Raw genomic sequence first — 18,143 nt, 5'->3', positions numbered from 1 at the left:
GAGCACAGCGAGAGCCCGGGCCCCCGACGGCCCGGGCTCTCCTGTATCCGGTCAGCGCGCAGGCCCGCTCGCACGCACCCTCTCTCAGGAGCCGGTATCGCCGTGCGGGGCCGGCCCGCCGTGGGCGTCCACGACCCCGGGCACGGACGTCGTGCCCGTGAAGCGGTCCTTCAGGGTGTCCACGCCACGTTGCGGGTGTGCGAGTTCGACGAGGTCCTGCCGCTGCTCGCGCGTCTTCGCGGTATCGAGGTCCATCGCCACTTCGCGATCCGCTGCGAGGGCTGGATCGCACTCGCCCTCGCGATTGAACGACCACATGAGCATCGCGTCGCCCACCGGCAACTCGTGACCGCCGCCGGTGTCGTGCCTTCCGGTGTGCCAGGTGTGCCAGGTCTTGCCATAGCTGTTCATCAACCGCTTCATGAACGCGTGCTCTGCGGCCGCAGGAAGCCCCGGGGCGACGAGCTGACCTGAGAGCACCTCGAAGTTGTGCGGATGCCAGGAGTCGCGTTCGTCCTCCGGGAGCGTCGCGAAGAGCCTCTCCGAGACGATGTACTCGATGCCGACGAGGTTGGCATCCCGCGCGTTGCCGTCGAAGATCGTGCACTGCAGGAAGTCGTCGTTGACCACGCGGCAGTAATGGTGAGCTTCCATCTGCATGGCGGGATCCTCCTTCGCGGGATGGAAGCCGACCACGTAGACGTCGAAACCGTGCAGCGGCGTGGTCTCCTGCAGGAGCCTCGCGCCCTGCTCGAGAACCGCCAGCCCGAAGCCCTTGCCCTCGCCGGCGGGGCTCAGGGGGCTCTGCCGAGTCTTGATCGCCGGGTTGAGCGCCATGTCGATCACCGTTCCTCGAAGTCGGATGGGACCCACAGGCTACGGCGGTGGGGACGGCACGTGAAGGGCGGTTTGGCCGAGCCATCCGGATGCCGTAGACTCGACGTTTGGTGTGCGGCTCAGCTGACCCGACACCACGAACGTGAGCCCTCCACTGGCGTGTTTCCCCGGTCATCGACCAGGAAACCACCCCGGAGCGGGATTCACGAGCCTCTCCGTTCGAATCAAGAAAGCAGCACTACTGTGACGCGCACCTACACCCCCAAGGCTGGCGAAACCCAGCGCGAGTGGCTGGTCATCGACGCGACCGACGTCGTCCTGGGCCGCCTGGCCTCGCACGCCGCCACGCTCCTTCGCGGCAAGCACAAGCCCACCTTCGCGAACCACATCGACACCGGCGACTTCGTCATCATCATCAACGCCGGCAAGGTCGCCCTGACCGGTCAGAAGCTCGAGCAGAAGAAGGCCTACCGCCACTCGGGCTACCCGGGCGGCCTCAAGTCGGTCACCTACTCGGAGCTCCTCGAGAAGAACCCCGTCCGCGCCGTCGAGAAGGCCGTCCGCGGCATGCTCCCCAAGAACACCCTCGGCCGCAACCAGCTGTCGAAGCTCAAGGTGTACGCCGGTGCCGAGCACCCGCACGCCGCGCAGCAGCCCAAGACGTACGTTTTCGACCAGGTCGCCCAGTAAGCGCCGTAGAGACAAGGACACACTCGTGGCGAAGATCGAAGAAACCACCGAATCCAACTACTCGACCGAGACCCCGGTCGACGAGACCGCAGCCGTTGCCGCCGAGCGCCCCGTGCTCTCGGTTCCCGGCGCAGCCGTCGGACGCCGCAAGCAGGCCATCGCCCGCGTGCGACTGATCCCCGGCTCGGGCACCATCACCGTCAACGGCCGTGAGTTCGAGGACTACTTCCCGAACAAGCTGCACCAGCAGCTGATCACCGACCCGTTCACGGTGCTCAACCTCACCGGCGCCTACGACGTCATCGTGCGCATCTCGGGCGGCGGCCCCTCGGGCCAGGCCGGCGCGCTGCGCCTCGGCATCGCCCGTGCGCTCAACCAGATCGACGAAGAGAACAACCGCCCGACCCTCAAGAAGGCCGGCTTCCTCTCGCGCGACGCGCGCGTCATCGAGCGCAAGAAGGCTGGTCTCAAGAAGGCCCGCAAGGCTCCGCAGTACTCGAAGCGCTGATCGGATCTCGCTCCGTATGCCGCTCTTTGGCACGGACGGGGTGAGGGGGCTGGCCAACGGCCCCCTCACCGCCGATCTCGCGCTCACCCTGGCCCAGGCGACTGCCGTCGTCCTGGGCCAGGGCCGTTCCGCCGAGGCGCGTCGCGCTCAAGGCCGTCGTCCCACGGCCGTCGTTGCGCGCGACCCGCGCGTCTCGGGTGAGTTCCTCTCCGCCGCAGTCGAGGCCGGGCTCGCCTCATCGGGCGTCGACGTGCTCGACGCCGGCGTGCTGCCCACTCCCGCAGCGGCGTACCTGATCGCTGACATCGACGCCGACTTCGGCGTCATGGTGTCGGCATCCCACAATCCCGCCCCCGACAACGGCATCAAGATCTTCGCACGCGGGGGCGTCAAGCTGCCCGACATCGTCGAAGCCCGCATCGAAGCGGCGCTCGAACTGCCGAAGCTGCAGCCGACCGGCGCCGACGTCGGACGCATCCGCCGCTTCGCCGACGCCGAGGACCGCTACGTCGTGCACCTGCTCGGATCGCTGCCGCACCGCATCGACGGTCTGCACGTGGTCCTCGACTGCGCACACGGCGCGGCATCCGGAGTCTCTCCTGAGACCTTCCGCGACGCCGGCGCCCGCGTCACCGTCATCGGCGCCGACCCTGACGGCGTCAACATCAACGACGGTGTCGGCTCGACCCACCTCGACGTGCTGTCGAAGAAGGTCGTCGAGGTCGGGGCCGACGTCGGCATCGCGCACGACGGCGACGCCGATCGCTGCCTCGCCGTCGACGCCGCCGGCCGCGTGGTCGACGGCGACCAGATCATGGCGATCCTCGCGGTGGCCATGAAGGAGCGCGGCGCGCTCGCCGACGACACCCTCGTCGCTACCGTGATGAGCAACCTCGGGCTGCACCGAGCCATGTCGGCCCACGGCATCCACGTCGAGACCACCGCGGTCGGCGACCGCTACGTGCTCGAGCGCATGACCGAGGGCGGCTTCTCGCTCGGCGGCGAGCAGTCCGGCCACGTCATCATGAGCGAGTTCGCCACGACCGGCGACGGCGTGCTGACCGGGCTGCACCTCGTGGCCGAGATGGCCCGCACCGGTAAGACGCTCGCTGAGCTGGCGTCGATCATGACCGTTTACCCGCAGGTGCTCATCAACGTGCGCGGCGTCGACCGCACGCGTGTCGGTGACGAGATCGTTCAGGATGCCGTCGCCCGCGCCTCCGCCGACCTCGGTCTGTCGGGCCGCGTGCTGCTGCGCCCGTCGGGCACCGAGGAGATGGTGCGCGTCATGGTCGAGGCCGCGTCCGAGGACGAGGCATCGCGCCACGCGGAGGCACTGGCCGACGTGGTCCGGGAGCGCCTCGCGCTGTAGCCGGACCGGTCGTTGAGCGAGGAGCGCAGCGACGGGACGAAACGCGCTGAACCCGGATCGGTCGTTGAGCGAGGAGCGCAGCGACGAGACGAAACGCCCTGAACCAGGTGTGGACGGGTGGTTCGGGGCGTTTCGTCTCGCTTCGCTCGCTCAACGACCGGGGTGGGTGCTCGCTCAACGAACGGGGTGCCCTCGCTCAAGGAACGAGGTGCGGCTCAGGTTCCGCTCATTTCCGCCGCAGGCGTGAACCGGACAGGTCCCGTGGATCCAGAGCGCGGGTCTGGGCGCCGTCACGCGAGGCGACCGGACAGCTTCCTCAGCAAACCCTCAATGGGCGAGGTGGGCGATAAACCCCCGGTAGATGGGCGGTTCGCGGCGCTATACATTCCTCGCAGCGGCACTCGTCGGGGAGCGCCAGCCCGGCACCTCGCGCCGGACAGGGGAATCTTCGCGTGCCGATTCCGCACGCGAAAAGGAGTTTCCCCGTGGCACTCAACCGCACGACATCAGTCAGCAAGAGCCTGCGCCGTCGGCGCATCCTCGCCGTCCTCGCCGGGGGCCTCGTCCTCGGCGTCGGCGGCACCATGACCCTCGCCAGCTGGACCGACTCGGAATGGGTCTGGGGCGGCGCCGACGGGGGACCCGGCATCGGGACGAGCGAGTTCGTCGTGCTGCAGAACACGCTCAGTCCGACCAACGGCGAAGGCACGACCGGCTGGGTCGAAGAGCCCGACAACCCCGGTGGCGAACTCGTGTTCTCTCCGCTCACGGCGGGCGACGACATCCTCGCCCTCACTCCGGGCGAGACCTTCTACGCGCCTGTCGCGCTGAAGACGTCGGATGCCTCGATCGCGGGCACGGTCGATCTGCTCGGTGCGCTGCCGGCGACCGGCGTGGTGATCGACGACCCCGCCGGCACCCTGTGGACGAGCCTGCAGGTGCGCGTCGCGCTCGAGATCCAGGCGGCCGCGGACGCGGCGCCGACGTGCGACCAGGCGTTCTTCGACGCGGCCGGCGTCATCCCGATCGTCGCCGCGGGCGGCGTGGGCAGCGCCGGCGCACCCGACCAGCCGATCTCGGGCGGAGGGGATGACGTGCACTACTACTGCTTCGAGATCTCGCTGCCCGACAACGCCCTGACGCAGACGCTCCAGGGCCGCACGGTCGCACCCGCCTGGCAGTTCCTCTCGACGTCGGTCTGATGACGACCGCCGGCCTCCGGCCGCGCGCTCGTCACGCCGCCGCTGCCCCCGCCGATGGATCACGCCCTTCGACGGGGGAGCGGGCCAAGGACATCGGCCTCTGGGTCGTCGGCGTCATCGGGTTCGTGGCGGTGATCTGGTTCGTGGCCTCGCAGCTGCTCGGCCTGTCGGTCATCGTGTTCCGCACGGGATCGATGGCGCCGGCCCTGCCGCAGGGCGCGGCCGCCGTCAGCGCGCCCGTCTCGGCGGACGAGCTGCAGATCGGCGACGTCATCACGGTGCAGCGTTCCGGTGACGCGCTGCCAGTGACCCACCGGATCATCGCGATCGATCCTGTGGCCGGCGAAGCGGATCAGCGCAGCGTCGTGCTGCAGGGCGACGACAACGAGACGCCTGACCAGCAGCCCTACGTCGTCTCCGAGACCGATCGGGTGCTGTTCGGAATGCCGGGTGCAGGAGCGGCGCTCGTCGCCCTGCAGACGCCGGTCGCACTCGGAGCGATGACGCTCGTGCTTGCCGGCGTCATCGCGTGGGGCTTGTGGCCGGCACGGGAACGGGAGATGTGATGGCGGCATCCGGGGTGTCGTGGTGGTGGCGACCGCTGCGCCTGCTGGGCGCGGCGCTCCTCGCCGCTGGCATGGCTGTCTCGGGTGCGCACGCCGCGGCGGCTTTCACCGCGATCGCCGAGAACGGGATGCCAGGACAGCTGCGCCTCGCGTGGGGAGACACCCCGCAACTGATCGATCCGATCGTCCCCGGCGAGGCGTACCACTGGCAGATCCGAGCGACCCTGGACGGGTCGAGTTCGCGGGAGTTCTCGCTCACGCTTCGTGCGGCCGGCGCTCTCGTCGACGATCCGATGGGTCTGCGCATCGCGATCTCGCAATGCGACCAGTCCTTCACCGGACTCACGGCCGAACCGACGTGCGCCGGACCTGCCGAGCTGCTGCTGCCCACCACGCGCGTCGCCGAGGTCGCCTCACCCACCACGGGCGACCAGTGGCAGCTGGACCCGCTGCTCGTCGACCAGTCCCGGTACTTCCTCGTGACCATCTCGACGCCGGCCGAAGCGGCCGACTCAGGGCTGGAAGGCCTCGAGGGTGAGGTGGGCTTCGGGTTCGCAGCATCCGGCGACTCTCCCGCAGCCGAGCTCCCGCCCACCGGCGCCGACGCGCTCGGCCCGCTGCTGCTGGCGCTCGGCCTGCTCGGCCTGGGCGCCGTGCAGGTGCTGGCCGGTCGCATGAGCGTGCGGGGGGTGACCGATGCCTGAGTTCTCCCGGACTCGCCGGGCGTCACGGGTATCGCTCCGTCGACGGATGCTGTCGGCCGCGGTCGCGGCAGCCGGACTGGTGGCCGCGATGCTGGTGCCCGTCGTGGCCACCGACGCCGCGTGGAACGACCCGGAATGGGTGAACGGCGCGATCGGGACGCTCGACTGCTCGGTGACGGAAGGCTTGACGTCGCAGGGCACAGGCCGAGTGCTGTCGGGATCGCTGGTGGGGGAGAGCCTCGATCCGGTGGCGGGGCTGAGCGGCATCGTCGTCGCCAACGACGGCGCCACGTCTTCGGCTCAGCCCGCCGGCTCGACGCCGCTCGGTGCGGACGCGTACGTCTCGCCGATCGCGCTGCAAGCGCTCGGCGGACTGATCTCGGCCGACCTGGGCCTGACGCTGCCGCTGGATGCCGGGGTCGGCTCCTACGCGCAATACGGTCAGGCGTTGCCCGACGGCGCGTCGACCGGCGCCGCGGGCGCCGTGACCGACCAGGGCACGATCGACCTGGACGCGGTGCAGGCCGGCACCGCGCCTTCGATGGGCACGTTCCAGTTGAGCCAGCTGCCGGGCATCGGCCCCGCGCTGGGCGGCATCGCCGACCTCACGCTCGGCGTCGGCGCCGTGGCCTCGAGCACGACGGTCGACGGCTGCGAAGAACGCTGGAGCGGGCCGGCCGCCGCGGTGCAGCGGGACTACTTGGTGTCCGGACTCGACCTCGGATTCGAGAGCCCCGCCGGCGCGGCGTTGAGCGCGACCGCCGACACGGCGGTCGGGACGCTGCTGACCGGAGTGAACACGACGGTAAGTGCGGCCGAGACTGCGCTCGGCAACGCCGTCGTGGCCGGGCTCGGCCCTCTGCTCACCGGGCTCATCAACAACGCGCTGCTCTCGCTCGGGACGGTGACGATCGACAGCGTCGACATTGCGGTCGACGCCACGCCGCTGCAGGCACTTCTCGATGCGCCGCTCACCGACGGGGTCGTCAGCGTGGATCTGACGGCCGGCACCGTGACGGTGGATCTCGCGACGCTCGTCGGAGAGGTTCACGAGAGCTCCGATGGACTCAACGGGCTGGCACCGAACACCTCGGTGCTCAGCTCCGAAGTGCTGACGGCACTCGTCGACCGGGTCGGCCTGCTCCTGCGCAATCCCGCGACGCAGACCGGGCTGCTGTATGACCTCGAGCGCGCTGCGGCCAAGATGGTGCTCGACGCGTCGGTGTCGATCGAGGTGAGTGCCATCATTCGCGCCCAGCTCGCGATCGTGACGGTCAACGCGGTGGATGTCGGCGTGACCATAGATGGCACCGTCGGCGGCCTGCTCGGTGAGGACGGCTACGCGGCGCCCGACATCGACGTGACGGCGGAGGCTCTCAACACCGGGATCCTCGGTGCCCTTCTCGCGCCGGTGAACGCCCTGGTCGCCATCATTCTGAGTTCGCTCGAGGGATTGATCGTCGAGAACCTCCTCCCGACCCTCGCCGGCGTCCTGCAGAACTCCCTGGTGGCGCCGGCCACCGGCCTCATCGGCACCATGACCACGACGCTCTTCGGCGCCGTCACGACGGCGCTCGGGGCCCTCGACGGCGAGCTCGACCTGATCTCGCAACTGGTCTCGGTGACGGTCAACTCGCAGCCCGATCAGCCGCCGCAGCCCGCGCCGCCGTACCCGGTCGCGGACGGAGAGTACGCGGTCAGCGCGCTGCGGATCGGTGTGGTCGACGGGACGACCGCGGGCGCAGCATCCGTTCTCAACGTCTTCCTCGCTTCGTCGACGGCCGGGCCGAACGCCTTCTGAGCGGCGCGCGAGCCGGTATCCGGGTCGGCTTGGAGTTACGCGGCGTCCGCATGGCTCTGGCATTCGATGCAGGCGGCAGCGTACGGCAGGACTTCCAGCCGCGCGGCGGCGATGGGGCCACCGCACCGGGTGCACCGGCCATACGTGCCGGCCTCCAGCCGGTTCAGAGCGGCGGCGATCTGCTCGACGACCAGGCGGTTCGATTCCACGACCTGGTAGGCGACCGGGTCGACGCCCGGCAGGGCACGCGGGGCGAGCTCGGCGAGGACGTCGAGTCGTTCCTGCAGCTGCTCCTCGAGCTGCTGGCGGGTGGTGTCGACATCCGGCACGCGGACGTCGTTCGAAGTGTTCGTCATGACGGCTCCTGAAAAAGAGAAACGCGCCGCAGATGCGACGCGCTGGTTGACCGGGATGGCCCTTCGAGGGAAGGGGTTTACGGGGGTGCAGCGCGCGACGTGGCAGGGATGAACCGGCCACGTGCCGCGGCACGCCGGGGCGGAAGAACCTCATGCCGGGTCCCGGCGATGTCGGCAGCCCACGTCACGACGGAGGCGTCCGAGGGACCCTCCGAGGCGGCGAGACGGGGCATCGAGGTCATGGCCCTCACCATAGCCGGGACCTGGGAAAAGGCAAGTCGGTGGCTTCGCCAGGGCTTCGGCGAGGCTCTCGACGGGCCGTCCGGCGGGGGCAGGAGGGCGAATTGACTTCCTGTGGAACGGGGCTATGGTCGGAGGTTCACCGCCAGCCGACAAGGGGAAGCGAGGACATCATGTCGAGCAAGTCACCACAGGAACGCGGCAGCAAGAAGGTCGCGAAGATGTCGATGAAGGAGAAGCGCGCGGCGAAGCGCGAGAAGCGCGAGCCGAGCTCGTTCATCAAGCCGCGCAAGGACGCGCGGGTGTGATGAACGCGGCGGCTCCTCTCGCTGCGACGCGATGGCGCCGCGGCCGGACGAGCCGCTGACGACCGGTGCGGGTGGTGCCGGACCTCGTCCACGACGGGTCGCCGGCATCCACCCCCAGGGTCCCCACGGGCGGCTTCGGAGGAGCGGGGTTTTCCCCCATGACCGGGGGTGTCCTCGCGCGTACGCTGGCCCCGTCCGGTACAGGACGGGGCAAATCATGGGGATCCGGGGAAGGGCCGACGCATCATGGGGCGGTGCGTCGGCCCCACATGCAGAACTCGATCGAGCGAGTCACGCCGAGCGGGAACGCGAAGAGGCGCTCGCCCGACTCTTCGGCCCGCCGCTGGAGGGTGAGCGGTCGCGCCCGACGGCGCTCGCCGCCGCCAGCGCCCTCGCGATCGCCCACTTCGGTGCGACCGCGGCGCCCCTGCCGGAGGCCGCTCCGACGGTCGCTCCACTCGAACCCGTCGTGCCGCGCGCGCCGCGGGCGGACGCGACGCGGGCTGCTGCCCCGTTCGACCCTGCGGCACCGCGGGTGCCGCAGGCGGTGACGACGCGGGCGGCTGCTCCGTTCGACCCTGCGGCACCGCGCGTGCCGCGGAGCCCTGGCGGCGGCTCGGCGACGGTGAAGGCCGATGCCACGCCTCTGCCCCCGATGCCACGTCCGGAGGTTCCGGGTCTTGCGGTTCCGCGCGAGGCGCCCGATCCGGTGCTCGCGGTGAACGGCATCGTGGGGTTCACCGAGGTGTTCGCGCCGGCTGTGCCGGCGGCATCCGGTTCCGCGCTCTCGACAGAGGGGCTTGCCGCCGCGCGGGTGACCGAGCCCGCCGACTTCGACAGCGTGATGCTGCCCGAGCCTTTGCCAGAACCCGTGCCGGCGCCGGTGTGGATCGCCTCGCGCCGACGACACGGGCGGATGAGGTGGGCGGTGGCGGCGGCATCCGTCGTCGTCGTCTCGGGCATGGCGGTCGCCGGGATCTTCACCGTGCAATCGGCGCAGGCGCGCGATCGCCTCACCGCGGCAGCTGCAGAACTCGCCGAGGCCGAGGCTGCGGTCGCCTCCGCGGAGCAGGAGACGGATGCCGCGACCGCCGCCTACGGCACCCTCGCCGCTGCCGCGACACCGACCGTGGGCCGAACGGGCCCGGTGCTCGCCTCCCTCGCTGGTGTGTCGGACGAACCGGCCCGCGCTGTCGCTCAGGGCGCGCTCGACACCCTCGCCGCGCAGCTGGCCGGGCCGCCCGCGGCAGCACCGGCCGCCTACGAGGGTGCCGACCTCGACGACGCCGATCCGGAAGCGCTCCTCGCCGCAGCCGGCGAAGCGAGCGACCACGCCGAGCGCCTCGCCGCGGCGGCGGCAGCGGTGCGTGCGGACGCGGCATCGCTCGACGACCGCACGGCGGCACTGCGTACGGCGCTCCTGGCTCTCGGAGGCGGACTGCCCGCTTTCGCCGAGCGGATCGTCGCCGAGAACCCGCTGACGGGGGCGTCGCTGCGGGATGCGGTGGTCGTCGCCGCGCACGACGCCGCGGTCGCCGTCGATGAGGATGCCGCGCTGGCAGCCATGGAGTCGTATGGGGCAGCGGTGGTCGCGCTCCGCGGCGAGCAGGCGCGACTCGCCGAAGAGCAGGCGAGACTGCGCGAAGCCGCCGAGCAGCGTCCGCAGGCGCCGGCCCCACGGTCGCAGCCCGACTCGGACGGCACGCCCCAGCACGCACCCCCGCCCGAGCCGGCACCGGCACCGGGCCCCGATCCCGGCTCCGCGCCCGAACCCGAGCCGGAACCGGAGCCCGAGCCGGAACCCGAGCCAGAGCCCGAGCCCGAGCCGGAACCCGAGCCCGATCCTCGCGGCGACTGGCCCTGGCCGTGGCGCCCCTGACGCCCGGCATCCGTCCCCGCTCTTCCTCCCTCGCCCGTCGTGCTGGGTCTGCGGTGCCCGCGCTGCGCTGCCCGCACCGCCGCCCGCACTGCGCTGCCCAGGCCGCCGCCCGCGCCGGCGAGACACCACACGCCGGTTGAGAAACCCTGCGTAGGTTGAGAAACCGCGCCGCATGAGGTGTCTCAACCTCTCCGCGGTTTCTCGACCTCGAGCTTCCGCGCGCGCCTCGGCCCCGGCGGATCGATGAAACGATCCATGAGGAATCGATGAAACGATCCAACTTTCTCTTGCGTGAAGGGGACGGGTGGAGGATCATGACTCGGGAAAGCGGTTGCCCAAAGATGGGCGACAACGCTCAACGAGGAGAATCACGTGCGAACATCACTGCGCAAATTCGTTCCCTTACCCCTGACTCTGGCGATCGGCGCTTCGCTGATCGCCTTCAGCCCACCCGCGGCGGGTGCGCCACCGGAGCCCGAGCTGCGCCCCGTCGAGCAGCTGACTCGCGGCCTGGTCGCCGCTCAGGTTCCGGAGGGGGTGTTTCTCAGCTGGCGATTCCTGGGCGACGAGCCCGACGGCCTCTCGTGGAACGTGTACCGCAAGGACGGCACCGCCGACTTCGCGAAGATCGCGACCATCGAGCCGCGCGACGTGCAGCCCGAGAGCGCGTATGACACCAACCCCGGCGTGGTGAAGGAGAATGTCACTCCGTCGAACTACACCGATCCCGACGGATCCGTCGCGTCGATGTACGAAGTCGCTCCGGTCGTCGACGGCGTCGAGGGCCAGCGCCAGGGCATGAGCGTGCCGATGCTCTCGAACCTGGCCGGCCAGCCGGGGCAGGAGAACCGCGGCGCCGCGCACTACATCCCGCTGAAGCCGGCGCCCGCTCCGGTGCCGCTCGCGCACTTCACCTACCGCGGCCAGCGGTTCGGCCCCGGCACGAACCTCAACGCCGCGAACATGGTCGTTCCCGAGACCGGCGGTCAGCACTGGTACACCGTCGACATGGATCTGCTCCGCGCCTTCCGTGAGCCCCATTCCGAGAAGACGCCCGTCACCGCGGCCGACCTCGGCACGTGGGTCGACAAGCTCAACGTCCACAACGCGGAGACATGGCAGCCGACGGCGACCCTGGGCGCCGACGGCATCATCGGCGACGCGCTCTACGCCGAGCTCGAGGCCAAGTTCATCCAGTACGTCGAGCAGCTCGACAGCGGCACCAGCCTGCCCTACGCGAAGACCGACACCGGCGCCATCCACACGTCGCAGAGCGCGCCGTACTCGACGCACGACATGACGGTCGGCGACTTCGACGGCGACGGAGAGTACGAGATCGTCGTCAAGTGGCGCAGCACCCAGCAGGATCCGATGTACTCCGAGCCGATCTTCAACGGCAGCAACACCACCACCGCTCCCGAGTACATCGACGTCTACAAGCAGGACGGCACGCTGTTGTTCCGCATCGACATGGGCTACAACGTCCGTGCGGCCAACGACCACGAGACGACGCTGTTCGCCGAGGACTTCGACGGAGACGGCAAGTCCGAGCTCATGCTCAAGACCGCCCTGGGCACGCGCATCGGCAACTGGGACGAAGCATCCCAGACCGTCGTCTACCCGGATTCGGGCGTCGTCGGCGGCGAGGATGGCCTCAACTCCACGACCGACAAGTTCAAGGAGTACTTCGCAAGCGGCGACGAGCAGGCGCTCGACACCTACTGGTCCCTGTTGAACAGCTTCACGATCTCGTACCGCAGCCCCACGGTCGGCGGCGGCAACGACGGGCCGAACGACCCCGCCCTCAAGCGGTGGATCAAGACGTACCACGTGGGGCCGATCGGGCCGGCGAAGGACGATCAGGAGTTCTTCTCCGCATTCGAATGGGATGCCGAGGCCGGCGTGGGCTCGCTGATCGACAGCGAGCAGTACCCGCACACCTACAAGGCGAGCGTCGACGGTGAGAACTGGGCCATGACGCCCGCCACCCAGCGAGGCAACTACTCCTACCTCGCGTTCCCGGGACCGGGCGCCGGCAGCTCGGTGAACGACTACAAGGCGCAGATCATGGCCGAGAAGGAGGCCTACTGGCTCGAGAACCCGTGGAAGGCGGCCTCGTACGGCGACGCGCAGGGCAACCGGGCGAACCGCTACGTCGGCGTCGTCGCGGCCCTCGACGGCGTGAACAAGTACGCCGTGTCGCAGCGCGGGTATTACCACCGCACGACCCTCGCGGCCTTCAACATCGTGGACGGCGAGGTCAATCTGCAGGCGAGCTTCGACTCGGCGGACGAGCAGTACTGGTCGCTCGGCGGAACGGCGTACGACTACCAGAACCGCGGCAACCACGACACCAAGTCGGCCGACCTCGACGGCGACGGGTGGGACGAGGTCGTGCTGAAGGCGATGGTCCTCGGGCTGAACGCCGACAAGACGAAGATCCTGCCCAAGGTCCTCAACGGCGACATCATGCCCACGATCGAGGGGCTGAACAGCGTTCCCCCGGTCGCCGGTCAGTTCCAGTTCGCCACCGACGAGGTGCGCAACAATCCGCTGAACGTCTGGGCGCCGCTGCGCCACGGCGATCGTGGGGCGCTGCTCCCGGTGGACAAGGAGAACAACATCCGGGAGTGGTCCGGCATGGAGGAGCACCTGCTCGACGACATGCGCACCGGCCACCACCTGGGCTGGATCCCCGGGCCCGCGGGCTACGACCCGATGAAGGGAAAGCGGCTCGACGAGAACGGCGAGGTCGTCTACGAGAACTCGCTTCTCTACGGCGTCTACGCGGCCAGCGATGACGAGGGCAGTGTGGCCGGCAACTACTCGAACCGCTGGCCGGGCGCACAGGCCGGCTCGGCCGGGGCGACCACCGAGGTCAGGAGCATGGTCACGGGCGAGATCCTCACGACCACCGCGACCGCTCGCGGCATCGGCCAGGGTCAGAACGCCATCTGGTTCGGGGGCGGGCTGACGCACATGGCCGTCAACGGCGCCACCGTCAACAGCGTCGACGATCTGACGTTCGCGACGACCTCGTATCTGGCGACCGGTCTGACGTCGACGGGCAACAAGAGCACGCCGACGCTGAAGGGCGATCTGCTCGGGGACTGGCGCGAGGAGCTCGTCCTGCGGGCGAGCGACAACCGCCTGGCCATCGTCACGACGCTCGCGCCCACCGAGTACGGCATCCGCACGCTGATGCACGACCCGATGTACCGCAACGGTGTGGCCAACAAGAACAACGGCTACGACCAGATGGGCTTCGCCAGTTTCTACCTCGGCGACGAGGCTCAGCTGCCGCCGCAGCGGACCGACATCGCGGTGCCGCCCGCCCCCGACACGACGGCTCCGACGATCACGGTCGCCAAGCAGTCGAAGGGTGAGGACGGCGTCTACAGCAAGATCTTCTTCGATCTGCTCGATGCCGGCGAGGTCGACAAGGTCGTGCTGAACGGCGTCGAGACCGACCTGCCGAACAAGACCCGTTCGCACCTGAACGCGGTCAAGCCCGGCAAGTACGGCGCCGAGGTCGGAACCAACGAACTGCAGGTGTACGACGTCGCCGGCAACGTCGCGACGCTCACGTTCGAGCTGACCGGCAAGCGGTGATCACCTAGCGACACCGCCGCCACGCACGGCGCCCCGGGCTGAGGCCCGGGGCGCCGTTGCGCGCGGGGAGCCGCCCGCGCTGCTACCCCTTGCCGAGACCGCACCCACCGCGCGAGCGGTGCCGACGGCATCCGTCGACCGCGAGCAGAGAATCGGATCCGCAGGTGCGGAGATTCCCGCCGACACCCCGGGGTGGGGCGCCGACCCTCGGCGTGTCGTGCGGTGCGTCCGCACCTGCGGATTCGTATTCCTGGACCCGCGCCGCAGAACGCGGTTCCGGCCCGGGGCGTCGCAGCCGTGTGGAAGGCGTGCCGAGATGCTCCGTGGGTCTACTCTGAGGGCATCCGAGAGGAGCCCATCATGGCCGATCCCATCGTCGTCGGAGTCACGTCGGCGCCCGCTTCGCACCGCGCGGTCGAGTGGGCGGCGAAGCGCGCCGCCGCGCATCGCCTGCCGCTCAAGCTGATCGAGGTCGTCGGCGGCGCCATCGGAGCGGTGGGCGAAGACGCCGTCCTCGACCACGCCGTCGCCGAGGCCCGCGAGCGCGTGGAAGCCGAGGCATCCGGTCTTCCCCGTCTCGGGCTGAAGGTGCTGATGCGCGTCGACCGCGGCAACCCGGTGGCGGTGCTGACGGATGCCTCGGCCGACGCGTCGCTCCTGGTCATCGGCAGCGACTACGACGGGCCAGGCGGCAGGCGCGCTCGCGGCGCGCACGGACTGCGGATCGCGGCCGGCGCGCGCTGCCCCGTCGTCGTGGTGCCCGATGTGGACGTGTCGGACCGCTCGGGAGTCGTCGTCGGGGTCGACGGCTCACCGGTGTCGGAGAAGGCCGTGGCGTTCGCCGCGGCCGAGGCGGACCGGCTCGGCGAGCCGCTCATCGCCGTCTCGGTATGGACCCCGCTGGAGGCCCCGCGCAACATGGGCGTGTACCCGGTGGAGTATCTCGACAACATGGAGAAGCTGACCGAGGAGGCGCAGGCGCTGGCACTCGCCGGGCTGCGCGGCCAGTACCCCGACCTCGAGATCGTGCGCAAGGTGCAGCGGGGCTACCCCTCGCAGGTGATCAACGACTTGGCCGGATCCGCGCGGCTCGCGGTCGTCGGCTCCCACGGCCGCGGCGTGCTCGCCCGGTTCCTGCTCGGCTCGATCAGCCACGAGGTGCTCGCTCGCCTTGCGACAGTGACCGCCGTCGTCCGCTGACCCACGGCGCGTCCCGCACGCCCCCGGGCGTGCGACGGCGGTTCGGGGCGTTTCGTCTCGCTTCGCTCGCTCAACGAGCGGGGCCTTGTGCGTCGCTCGTTCCCCGGTTGCCGGATCCGGAAACCGGACTTCGTGCGAGTTTCCGGATGCTGAGGCCCCCGGGATCCGGAAACGGGACGATTCTCCGGTTTCCGGATCCGAGATTAGGCCGAGCGCGGTCCCGGCGGGGCGGCGAGGAGCATCGGGGATACTGGATAGCGTTATCAGCACGAGTCCAGGGGAGCCGATGTCGAAAACCGCCAAGCCCGCCACGCTCGCGGACGTCGCCCGGCTCGCGGGCGTGTCGGTTCCGGCCGCCTCGCGCGCGCTGAACGGCGGGGTCCGCGGCAAGCAGAGCGGCTCGCCCGAGCTGCGCACGCGCGTCGAGGAGGCCGCGCGCACTCTGGGCTACGCGGTGAGTCCGGCGGCTCAGACGATCAAGGGGGGTCGGTCGCGCACGGTCGCATTCATCGTCGGCGACATCGACGACTTCGGGTCGGCGACCATGATCTCGGGCATGATGCACGCGGCGGAGGAGCGGGGCGTCTCGGTCGCCGTCCGCACCACCCGCGACGACTCGGCCCGCGAGATCGAGCTGCTCACGCAGCTGCGCGGCGAGCGCCACCTCGCCGTCGTGATGGCCACGAGCCGCACGGTCGACGCCGGGCGCGAGGCATCCGTCAAGGAACAGCTCTCGGTGCTGAGCGAGCACGGCGCGAAGGTCGTGGTGATCGGCGACAACGATCTCGGCTTTCCGACTGTGACCGTCGACAACCGCGGCGCGGCCCGGCGCCTCGCGCAAGGCCTCGCCGACGCCGGCAAGCGCCGGTTCGCGATCGTGTCGGGCCCCGACGCCGAGGTCACCGCGCTCGAGCGCGTCGGAGGTTTCGTCGAGGGCCTCGCCGAGCGGGGGATCGCCGTCGACGACCGAGACGTCGTGCACACCGAGTTCTCGCGCGACGGCGGCTACCGCGCCGTGGACGAGCTGCGCGATCGCCTCCCCGACTTCGACGTCATCGCCGCGATGAGCGACGCGATGGCGGTCGGCGTCATCGCGCGCCTGCGCGAGCTGGGCGTGGAGTTCCCCGACGGCATCGAGGTGACCGGCTTCGACCACGTGCCGATGCTGGGCGACGTGCTGCCCGGATTCAGCACGGTGGAGGTGCCGCTCGAGGAGTTCGGGGGCGCGGCCCTCGCGCTGGTTCTCGACGAGCCGGACGGGAGGGATGCCGTCGCCCTGAGCGCGACGCCGATCCTCCATGGCGTGCCTCTCGACGGGCGCTGAACAGCGCCGTTCCGCCCTTCGCGAGGCAATTTCGCAAACAAGTGGCAAACGTTGTCCACTTTGAGGTACGCTCGCCCGGACGGAAACGTTCCGGCACGAATCAAGGGAGATCACATGCACGACGTAACGACGCGGGCAGGTGTGCGCGCCCGAGTGGGCCGCCGCTCGGCCTGGATCCTCGGAGCCGCGGGAATCGCCGCCGCGAGCCTCGCGCTCGCCGGCTGCGCCGCCCCGAGCAACGAGGGTGACGCCACCACCGAGGAGACGACGATCCGCTTCCTCTACGCCACCGGCGACGAGACCTGGAACTCGGTCGTCGAGTCCGTCGTCGACTCGTTCAACGAGCAGAGCGAGACGACGACCGTCCAGCTCGACCCGCTTCCGGCGGGCAGCGACTACGCGACAGCACTGAAGACGATGGATGCCACCGGCAACTGGCCCGCAGTGGTCGACATGCGCGACACCCTGACCTACGTCGACGCCGGCAAGCTCGCCCCGATTCCCGACTCGGTGACCGAGCTGATCGACCCCGAGGCGGTCGGCACCGCCTCGGACGGGAACGTCTACACGGTGCCCTACAGCGCGCTCAACGGCGAGATCGGGCTCAACATCGTATACAACAAGGACTACTTCGAGGAGAACGACCTCGAGGTGCCCGAGACGTACCAGGACTTCCTCGACCTGCTGGGCGACATCAAGGCGAACGGGCAGGCGCCCTTGGCGACCGCCGCGGCCGAGGTGTGGCCGAGCGACCAGCTGTGGAAGCAGCTGGCCGCGCCGTACTTCGCCGAGTGGTCCGACGAGGGCGGCTTCTGGAACGCGGCGGCCGCGGGCGACGCGACGATCGAAGACCTGCGCGAGCCGCTGCAGGAGCTGGTCGACATCACCAACGAGTACGTCCTCGAGGGGTGGCAGTCCACCGCCGACGCGCAGACCACGACGCTGCTGGTCAACGACATGGCCGTCATGGCGACGTCGTCGGCGGGCATCGGTCGGCTCAACGACATCAACAAGGTCGACCCCGAGTTCAACGCCGGGCTGTTCATCGTCCCGGACGAGGACGGCGCGATCAACGTGCTCAAGAACGCCGTGAACGGCGACACCGCCGGCGGTCTCGCGATCTCGGCACAGGCGGCCGAGGACGAGGCCCAGCTGGCGTCGGCTACGGAGTTCCTGGAGTTCTTCTACCAGGTCGACACCGCGAACCTCATGGAGGAGAACGGCTGGCTCGCGCCCAACATCGTCGCGGCCGACGAGATCGAGCGCAACACGTCGATCCCGGGTGCCGAGGACTACTTCGCCCTGCTGGAGAACCCGAACCTGGCGTGGTTCGAGAACGTGTCGGAGCTGTCGACGTTCAGCGCGTTCAACACCTTCTTCCGCCAGGCGCGGATCGAGCTGCAGGACGGACAGAGCTCGATCGACGACACGATCGCGAAGGTCCAGGCAGAGTTCGACAAGACGGTCGCCGCGGGCTGACCGAAACCGTCGCGGGGCCCCGGCCGCGCGCCCCCGCCACCCGCGCCCCGAGCCCACGCGGCCCC

16 protein-coding genes are annotated in these 18,143 nt (G+C 70.0%); 13 read left to right on the top strand and 3 right to left on the bottom strand.

Translation table 11 applies throughout. The features are described from left to right. Positions 1 to 84: 84 nt before the first annotated feature. Positions 85 to 837 carry an OBAP family protein gene (locus tag HF576_RS10640; RefSeq protein ID WP_168912819.1) on the bottom strand — a complete coding sequence of 251 codons (753 nt, stop codon included), beginning with the start codon at positions 835 to 837 and terminating at the stop codon, positions 85 to 87. Between the two features lie 243 nt (positions 838 to 1,080). On the opposite strand from HF576_RS10640, the gene rplM reads away from it, so the two are divergent. The 7 genes from rplM (at position 1,081) to HF576_RS10605 (ending at position 7,680) form a co-directional block, all read left to right on the top strand. Further along, positions 1,081 to 1,527: a 50S ribosomal protein L13 gene (rplM, locus tag HF576_RS10635; RefSeq protein ID WP_168912818.1), complete on the top strand. Its 447-nt coding sequence runs from the start codon at positions 1,081 to 1,083 to the stop codon at positions 1,525 to 1,527. A 25-nt stretch (positions 1,528 to 1,552) separates the two neighbouring features. Then, complete coding sequence (gene rpsI / locus HF576_RS10630; protein ID WP_168912817.1) at positions 1,553 to 2,035, top strand: 30S ribosomal protein S9; 483 nt, start codon at positions 1,553 to 1,555, stop codon at positions 2,033 to 2,035. A 16-nt stretch (positions 2,036 to 2,051) separates the two neighbouring features. After that, positions 2,052 to 3,407 (top strand): phosphoglucosamine mutase, encoded by a 1,356-nt coding sequence (gene glmM / locus HF576_RS10625; RefSeq protein WP_168912816.1) that lies wholly within the window; start codon positions 2,052 to 2,054, stop codon positions 3,405 to 3,407. A 485-nt stretch (positions 3,408 to 3,892) separates the two neighbouring features. Continuing rightward, the gene (locus tag HF576_RS10620; RefSeq protein ID WP_343234241.1) at positions 3,893 to 4,609 is read left to right on the top strand and encodes a SipW-dependent-type signal peptide-containing protein; all 717 of its coding nucleotides are present in this window, start codon (positions 3,893 to 3,895) and stop codon (positions 4,607 to 4,609) included. Next, positions 4,609 to 5,175: a signal peptidase I gene (locus HF576_RS10615; RefSeq protein WP_168912815.1), complete on the top strand. Its 567-nt coding sequence runs from the start codon at positions 4,609 to 4,611 to the stop codon at positions 5,173 to 5,175. Before HF576_RS10620 ends, HF576_RS10615 begins: the two co-directional genes overlap by 1 nt. Continuing rightward, on the top strand, positions 5,148 to 5,879 hold the full coding sequence (locus HF576_RS10610) for a hypothetical protein (protein WP_168912814.1): 732 nt from the start codon (positions 5,148 to 5,150) through the stop codon (positions 5,877 to 5,879). The genes HF576_RS10615 and HF576_RS10610 overlap by 28 nt, the downstream gene beginning before the upstream one ends. Beyond that, complete coding sequence (locus tag HF576_RS10605; protein WP_168912813.1) at positions 5,872 to 7,680, top strand: choice-of-anchor G family protein; 1,809 nt, start codon at positions 5,872 to 5,874, stop codon at positions 7,678 to 7,680. Before HF576_RS10610 ends, HF576_RS10605 begins: the two co-directional genes overlap by 8 nt. A gap of 35 nt (positions 7,681 to 7,715) precedes the next feature. Here the strand turns inward: HF576_RS10605 and HF576_RS10600 are convergent, their stop codons facing one another. Beyond that, a complete protein-coding gene (locus HF576_RS10600) occupies positions 7,716 to 8,036 on the bottom strand; it encodes a TraR/DksA family transcriptional regulator (RefSeq protein ID WP_168912812.1) in 321 nt (106 codons plus the stop codon). Between the two features lie 77 nt (positions 8,037 to 8,113). Next, positions 8,114 to 8,278 carry a hypothetical protein gene (locus HF576_RS10595; RefSeq protein ID WP_168912801.1) on the bottom strand — a complete coding sequence of 55 codons (165 nt, stop codon included), beginning with the start codon at positions 8,276 to 8,278 and terminating at the stop codon, positions 8,114 to 8,116. A 171-nt stretch (positions 8,279 to 8,449) separates the two neighbouring features. Here HF576_RS10595 and HF576_RS20600 point away from each other — a divergent pair, with 171 nt between their 5' ends. The 6 genes from HF576_RS20600 to HF576_RS10570 all read left to right on the top strand — a co-directional run bounded on the left by HF576_RS20600 (position 8,450) and on the right by HF576_RS10570 (position 18,078). Then, positions 8,450 to 8,584, top strand: coding sequence for a hypothetical protein (locus HF576_RS20600; RefSeq protein ID WP_277348862.1), 135 nt, complete (start codon positions 8,450 to 8,452; stop codon positions 8,582 to 8,584). Between the two features lie 217 nt (positions 8,585 to 8,801). Further along, positions 8,802 to 10,463 carry a hypothetical protein gene (locus HF576_RS10590; protein WP_168912811.1) on the top strand — a complete coding sequence of 554 codons (1,662 nt, stop codon included), beginning with the start codon at positions 8,802 to 8,804 and terminating at the stop codon, positions 10,461 to 10,463. Positions 10,464 to 10,835: 372 nt separating this feature from the next. Further along, the gene (locus HF576_RS10585) at positions 10,836 to 14,075 is read left to right on the top strand and encodes a rhamnogalacturonan lyase family protein (protein ID WP_168912810.1); all 3,240 of its coding nucleotides are present in this window, start codon (positions 10,836 to 10,838) and stop codon (positions 14,073 to 14,075) included. Between the two features lie 360 nt (positions 14,076 to 14,435). Further along, a complete protein-coding gene (locus tag HF576_RS10580; protein WP_168912809.1) occupies positions 14,436 to 15,275 on the top strand; it encodes a universal stress protein in 840 nt (279 codons plus the stop codon). A 286-nt stretch (positions 15,276 to 15,561) separates the two neighbouring features. Next, positions 15,562 to 16,599, top strand: coding sequence for a LacI family DNA-binding transcriptional regulator (locus tag HF576_RS10575; RefSeq protein WP_168912808.1), 1,038 nt, complete (start codon positions 15,562 to 15,564; stop codon positions 16,597 to 16,599). A 114-nt stretch (positions 16,600 to 16,713) separates the two neighbouring features. Continuing rightward, positions 16,714 to 18,078 carry an ABC transporter substrate-binding protein gene (locus HF576_RS10570; RefSeq protein WP_205835172.1) on the top strand — a complete coding sequence of 455 codons (1,365 nt, stop codon included), beginning with the start codon at positions 16,714 to 16,716 and terminating at the stop codon, positions 18,076 to 18,078. Positions 18,079 to 18,143: the final 65 nt, after the last annotated feature.

The organism is Microbacterium salsuginis (assembly GCF_012524205.1).
GTDB classification, from domain to species: domain Bacteria; phylum Actinomycetota; class Actinomycetes; order Actinomycetales; family Microbacteriaceae; genus Microbacterium; species Microbacterium salsuginis.
Note: the sequence above shows the minus strand (reverse complement) of the source record. Positions and strands in the feature narration are given on the sequence as shown.

Coding starts and splice junctions, on each gene's coding strand:
- HF576_RS10575 (WP_168912808.1), top strand. CDS start 15,562: ATGTCGAAAACCGCCAAGCCCGCCACGCTCGCGGACGTCGCCCGGCTC.
- HF576_RS20600 (WP_277348862.1), top strand. CDS start 8,450: ATGTCGAGCAAGTCACCACAGGAACGCGGCAGCAAGAAGGTCGCGAAG.
- HF576_RS10595 (WP_168912801.1), bottom strand. CDS start 8,278: ATGACCTCGATGCCCCGTCTCGCCGCCTCGGAGGGTCCCTCGGACGCC.
- HF576_RS10605 (WP_168912813.1), top strand. CDS start 5,872: ATGCCTGAGTTCTCCCGGACTCGCCGGGCGTCACGGGTATCGCTCCGT.
- HF576_RS10615 (WP_168912815.1), top strand. CDS start 4,609: ATGACGACCGCCGGCCTCCGGCCGCGCGCTCGTCACGCCGCCGCTGCC.
- HF576_RS10580 (WP_168912809.1), top strand. CDS start 14,436: ATGGCCGATCCCATCGTCGTCGGAGTCACGTCGGCGCCCGCTTCGCAC.
- glmM (WP_168912816.1), top strand. CDS start 2,052: ATGCCGCTCTTTGGCACGGACGGGGTGAGGGGGCTGGCCAACGGCCCC.
- HF576_RS10590 (WP_168912811.1), top strand. CDS start 8,802: ATGGGGATCCGGGGAAGGGCCGACGCATCATGGGGCGGTGCGTCGGCC.
- HF576_RS10640 (WP_168912819.1), bottom strand. CDS start 837: ATGGCGCTCAACCCGGCGATCAAGACTCGGCAGAGCCCCCTGAGCCCC.
- HF576_RS10600 (WP_168912812.1), bottom strand. CDS start 8,036: ATGACGAACACTTCGAACGACGTCCGCGTGCCGGATGTCGACACCACC.
- HF576_RS10570 (WP_205835172.1), top strand. CDS start 16,714: ATGCACGACGTAACGACGCGGGCAGGTGTGCGCGCCCGAGTGGGCCGC.